Source organism: Brevibacterium picturae (assembly GCF_030453725.1).
Classification (GTDB): Bacteria; Actinomycetota; Actinomycetes; order Actinomycetales; family Brevibacteriaceae; genus Brevibacterium; species Brevibacterium sandarakinum_A.
Window position 1 is genome coordinate 1 of the sequence record NZ_JAKDJU010000185.1, and the last position, 5,472, is coordinate 5,472.

Below are 5,472 nucleotides of genomic sequence, written 5' to 3' on the forward strand. Positions count from 1 at the left end.
CGTCAGCGTCGCTGCGGCGGCACCGCGCTGGCCCGCAGGACGAGATCCGGGGTCACCGAATAATCGACGGCCCCCGCCTCGGCGGGATCGGCCATCATCGCTCTCACCTCGCCCAGCGCGGAGACCGCGATCGTCTCCCAGTCGTAGCTGACCTGAGACAGCGATGGGGCGATGACATCGGCGTCGGGCATGTCCCCGACCGTGAGCAGGGAGAGCTCACGGGGGAGGTCGAGGCGAGCGCGGGCGGCGGCCTCGAGGATGCCGAACGACAGTGAGGGTGCGCAGGCGATGACGGCCGTGCACTGCAGGTGGAGCAGCTCCTCGGCCGCGGCGACACCGGCCATGGTGCCTCTCGCGGCTTCGACCACGGGTGCCTGGTCACGGGTGGCGGGGATGTGGAGGACCTGGGCCATGGACTTGCGGAACCCGGCGATGCGCACGGCCGCGGCGGAGTCGCGGAGCACGGCGAGTCCGATCCGACGATGCCCCAGGTGGACGAGGTGCTGCACCGCGGTCGCGATGCCGTCGGTGGCGTCGAGGACGATGCGTGAGATCCCGTCCGAGTGTCGGGCGTTGGAGATCCTGATCTGCGGCAGATTGCGTTCGGCCAGTTTCGCGGCGAGTTCACCGGCCGCTCCCCCGCCGAGGACGATCGCCCCCTGGATATGAGGCTCGCTTCCATCCGGACCGAGCAGCGATTCTGCCAGGGCATCGGCCCGGTCGGCCGCGGCCTCCACATGGACTGCCGCGATGCCCTGGGCGAAGATCCTGCTGGTCAGGATCTCGAACAGGCGCGCATACGGGTCGACGTTCCCGGCTGCCGCGGCGGGCCGGACCAGGGCGAGCATCTGCCGGGCCGGTGTGTTCTGGCTGCCCGAGTCCACACCGAGGATCGCCAGTGCCCGCCTGACCTTGGCCAGTGACCCCGGGGACACCGTGTCGGGGTGTCGCAGTGCCCGCGAGGCCGTCGCCTTCGACACCCCTGCCGCACCGGCGATCGCGTCGAGCCCGATGTGCTTGTGTTCGCCCGGTTCCGGCGCATCGGGGGCGCTGGACCCGGAATCCGCTGTCGGGTTCACTGCCTGGCCGCCGTCGTCGAGGCTCGGGCCAAGAGTCGGGGCCGGAACACCGGCGGAACCGATCGGAGGTCCTCACCTGAGATCTTCAGCGTCGACAGGGTCGCCGTGACGAGTGCCTGTGAGAGTCCCTCGAGGTCGAGGCCGAGCACGGTGGCCGGCGGACCGGTGAACTTCATCGTCGGTGAGTCCCCGAAGCCCACCACCGACATGTCCCGCGGCACCTGCAGGTGCCTGTTGCGCAGGCCGTGCAGCGTTCCGTGCAGCTGCAGAGCCGACTGCACGATCACCGCGGTGCACGTCGCGTCTTTGAGGTCGAGGACGGCCCGTGAGCCGCCGGAGAAGGACTTCGGGACCTGCGCGATCCAGTCATCGAGCTTGACCCCGAAGTTGCGTGCAGGGTGCTCGGCGCGGAATCGCTTGATCAGCTGCACCGCGAGCTCACCGCTGTCATTGCAGATCAGACCGATACGTCGGTGACCGATGGCCTGGAGGTGCTCGAAGGCCGTCGTCATTCCCCCACCGAGGTCGAGGCGGGCGGCGATGATGTCGCCGCTGGCGTCGTCGGAGTCCACCGCCGACTGCTCGTCGACGCGGATGCAGGGGATGTCGGTGTGCAGGCTCGTCAGCGTCGGCGTCACGAGGGCAACGGCACCGGCGTCGACTGCGACCTCCAGCGGGGTGGTCTCGGTCTCGACGGGCGGCCGGGTGATGAGCAGACCGTGCTCCTGCAGTGCCGCGGCCACACGAGTGCAGACCTGGACCTGCCAGTATTCGGGGTTTCCGGGTGCACTGACGGCCACCAGCCGCCTCGGCGCCTCATGCAGGAGGGTGGACCGTGAGTAGCCCAGCGCATCCATCGCATCCAGCACTCTGGTCCGAGTGTCCTCGGCCACCGCACCGCGCCTGCCGAGGACTCGGGAGACGGTCGCCAGAGACACGCCCGCCCGGGCTGCGACGTCATCGAGCTTGACCTTCATACCGGGAAGTCTATCGGCGCACCCGCCACGGTTTCTCACCCAGCATCTGCCCAGGTGCGCGGCCGTGCGCTGACACAGTGCTGAGAATCACTCTACGCTTTGTCGAATCGACTGTCTCCGACCACGTGAGACGGCATAGGATGAGTAGGACTGAGCATCCCCGCCAGGTCACCGACGACCAGCTGCTCACGAAGATCTAAGGAGGAAACATGTCAACAGTGTCGTTGAATGGCCTCAGTCATGCCTACGAGAACACCGTGTCCGCCTCGGTGCATCCGTTCAATCTCTTCATCGACGACGGCGAGTTCCTCGTCCTCTACGGCCCGTCCGGATCCGGCAAGTCGACCATCCTGCGCATGCTGCATGGGCTCGAGGCTCCCAAGACGGGCACGATCCTCATCGACGGCGTCGACGTCACCCATGCCGCGGTCAATGATCGCGACGTCACGCTCGCCCTTGAGAGCTATGCCCTCTATCCGCACATGAGCGTGCGCGACAACCTCGGCTTCGCCCTTCGTGTCGATGGGCTTCCCGCCGAGGAGATCCGTGAGCGCGTCGAGTCCGTGACCTCGAAGATCGGGCTGCGCGACTTCCTCGATTCCGTGCCGGGCGATCTCTCCGCCCTGCAGCGCCAGACGATCGCCCTGGCCCGGGCCGTGGTTCGTCAGCCGAAGGTCCTGATCATGGACGAACCGGTCGTCAACCTCGTCCCCGAGCACCAGGCCGAGACCCTGCGCCTGGTCAAGGATCTGCAGCAGGAATTCGGGCTGACCACCCTCTATGCCACGGAGAATCTCGAGGATGCGAAGGTCCTCGGCGACCGCATCGCCTTCCTCGACCACGGGCGTCTGATCGGGGTGGAGAAACCTGAAGTCGCCGAGGCGCTCGTCGCCTCGATCGCGGACGTGGACTCCTGATCGGTGCCCGAGACCACAGCACCGCAGATCCATACGGTCCGCAGCGGCGACCATGCCGCGATTGCACGACTGCCGTGGCATCTTCCTCTCGGTGACTGGTCCCAGGACTTCCTCGGCGGGCTGCCTCGCGGCATCTCCCGCCACGTCGTGCGCTTCGTCGAGATCGGCGATGAGGTCCTGGCGATCAAGGAGACCGACGATCGTCGGGCCCTGCGCGAATTCGACATCCTCGGTGTGCTCGGGAACCTGGCCGTGCCCACGGTCGAACCGCGCGCCTATGTGACCAACCGGGCCACCGCCTCGGCGACGGAGCTGCCTGGTGCACTGCTGACGGCCTATCTGGATTTCTCACTGCCCTACCGCGCGCTGTTCTCACGGTCGCTGGCCGAGGACGCGGCCGACCGGCTCGTCGACGCCCTGGCCGTCCTGCTCGCCCGACTCCACCTCGTCGGCTTCTACTGGGGCGATGTGTCGCTGTCGAACACACTGTTCCGACGCGACGCCGACGCCTATGCCGCCTACGTCGTCGATGCGGAGACCGGTGAGCTCCACGACCAGCTCTCGGACGGTCAGCGGCAGATGGATCTGCGCATCGCCAAGACGAACATCGCCGGTGACTTCCTCGATCTGCAGGCCGCGGGCCTCATCGAACCCAGCGTTGACCCACTGGCAGCCGGTGAGCGCCTGTTCGAGGCCTACAACGGGCTGTGGACCGAGCTGACACGGGTCGAGGAGTTCTCCGTCAACGAACGATGGCGCATCGACGAGCGCATCCGCCGACTCAACGACCTGGGCTTCGATCTGGGCGAATTGACCGTGACCACCGACCTCGACGGCGTCAGCCTGCTGGTCGAACCGAAGGTCGTCGAGCCCAACCACCATTCCCGCAGACTCCTGCGCCTGACCGGCATCGGGGCGAACGAGAATCAGGCGCGGACCATGCTCAACGACCTCGATTCCCACCGCAGTGCGCCCGGCTTCACCGGCGGAGCCCACGGTTCCGGCGAGCTGCCGGTCGAACTCGACGAGGACGAGGCCGCACGGATCTGGCTCGACGAGGTCTACAAGCCTCTCATCAGCGCCATCCCGGAGAACCTCACCCACAAGCTCGAGCCCGGGCAGATCTTCTACGAATTCGTCGAGCACCGGCGGGTGATGTCGAGGGCCAGGCAGCGCGACATCCCGACGATGGAGGCCATCGCCTACTTCATCGTCGACTACCTCGCGAACCTCCCCGACGAGGCGCTGTACGTCGACAGCCGGAAATTCTGAGGCATACGCGCGCGGAGTCTGTCCGGGCCGGGTCGGGTCCGGACCGGGTCGAGTCCGGACCGGGTCGAGTCCGGACTGGGATTCCACCAAGTGAAACGTGGACCCGACAGCCGCCTCGGCGGGCATATCTTTGAGATCAACGAGGCGATCACCGCCGGAAACCCCAGTGCTAGGAAAAGGACCTCCGATGTCGCAAGTCCCGCAGAATTCAACGTCGACGAAGCCGAACTCCATGCCGACGAATGAGAACAACCCCTCGATCCCCTCCCTCTTCGACCTCAGCGGCCGCACCGCCGTCGTCGTCGGTGCGGGATCCGGGTTGGGGCAGGCGAGCGCGATCGGCCTCGCCGACGCCGGTGCCCACGTCGTCGTCGCCGACCTCAACGTCGACGGCGCCGAGGAAACCGTGCGGATCATCGCCGAACGCCGGGGAGCCGGGAAAGGTGTGAGCACCGGCGGCAAGGGCCCAGACTCCGTCGGCAAGGGTGGGCACAGCGCCGCCTCGTCACCAGGCGCCGAGGCTGCACGCGTCGATATCACCGACACCGATTCGGTCAACGCCCTCGTCGCGGCCCACCCGGAGGCCCAGGTGCTCGTCATCACCCCGGGTGCGAACGTGCGCAAACGACTGCTGTCGACGACAGATGAGGAATTCGACCGGGTCATCGACATCAACCTCAAGGGCACCTATCGCCTGATGCGCGGATTCGGCGCCGAGATGGCCGAACGCGGACGGGGCTCCATCGTGACCTACTCCTCGTTCCGGGCTCTGGCGATCGAACCGGGTCAAGGTCTCTACGCCGCGGCCAAGGCCGGCGTCGTCCAGCTGACGAAGACGCTGGCCAGCGAGCTGGGACCGCAAGGCGTGCGCGTCAACGCGATCCTGCCCGGACCCTTCGACACTCCGCTGACTCAGCAGATCAAGGCCGACGAGGAATGGTGGACCGCCTATGCGGAGAAGACCGCCCTGGGCCGCTGGGGACACCTGCACGAGATCGCCGGGCCGGTGCTGTTCCTCGCCTCCGATGCCTCTACCTACGTCACGGGACACTCGCAGATCGTCGACGGCGGCTGGATGGCCCAGGACGGACGCTTCTCCCCACGCCTGTAGCTCTCCTCCGTCCGGTGTGCCATGCCGGTCCGCGTGGCATCGGGTATGCGGTTGCCCATGCCGGGACCGTGTGGACGCGAGTGTGCAGCGTGTGGACGCGAGTGTGCGGCATGTGG

General features: G+C 67.2%; 5 protein-coding genes. 3 read left to right on the forward strand and 2 right to left on the reverse strand.

Annotated features, from left to right (window positions below; all coding sequences use genetic code 11):
- Positions 1 to 2 precede the first annotated feature (2 nt).
- Together L0G76_RS13630 and L0G76_RS13635 are read right to left on the reverse strand one after the other, a co-directional pair.
- Positions 3 to 1,079: a substrate-binding domain-containing protein gene (locus L0G76_RS13630; RefSeq protein ID WP_304357715.1), complete on the reverse strand. Its 1,077-nt coding sequence runs from the start codon at positions 1,077 to 1,079 to the stop codon at positions 3 to 5.
- The gene (locus tag L0G76_RS13635) at positions 1,076 to 2,056 is read right to left on the reverse strand and encodes a LacI family DNA-binding transcriptional regulator (RefSeq protein ID WP_304357716.1); all 981 of its coding nucleotides are present in this window, start codon (positions 2,054 to 2,056) and stop codon (positions 1,076 to 1,078) included. The genes L0G76_RS13630 and L0G76_RS13635 overlap by 4 nt, the downstream gene beginning before the upstream one ends.
- A 209-nt stretch (positions 2,057 to 2,265) precedes the next feature.
- Between L0G76_RS13635 and L0G76_RS13640 the strand changes: the two genes are divergently transcribed.
- From L0G76_RS13640 to L0G76_RS13650, 3 genes are all read left to right on the forward strand, one after another.
- The gene (locus L0G76_RS13640) at positions 2,266 to 2,973 is read left to right on the forward strand and encodes an ABC transporter ATP-binding protein (RefSeq protein WP_304357717.1); all 708 of its coding nucleotides are present in this window, start codon (positions 2,266 to 2,268) and stop codon (positions 2,971 to 2,973) included.
- 3 nt (positions 2,974 to 2,976) lie between these two features.
- The gene (locus L0G76_RS13645; RefSeq protein WP_304357718.1) at positions 2,977 to 4,245 is read left to right on the forward strand and encodes a DUF4032 domain-containing protein; all 1,269 of its coding nucleotides are present in this window, start codon (positions 2,977 to 2,979) and stop codon (positions 4,243 to 4,245) included.
- Positions 4,246 to 4,477: 232 nt separating this feature from the next.
- The gene (locus L0G76_RS13650; protein WP_304357719.1) at positions 4,478 to 5,356 is read left to right on the forward strand and encodes an SDR family NAD(P)-dependent oxidoreductase; all 879 of its coding nucleotides are present in this window, start codon (positions 4,478 to 4,480) and stop codon (positions 5,354 to 5,356) included.
- Positions 5,357 to 5,472: the final 116 nt, after the last annotated feature.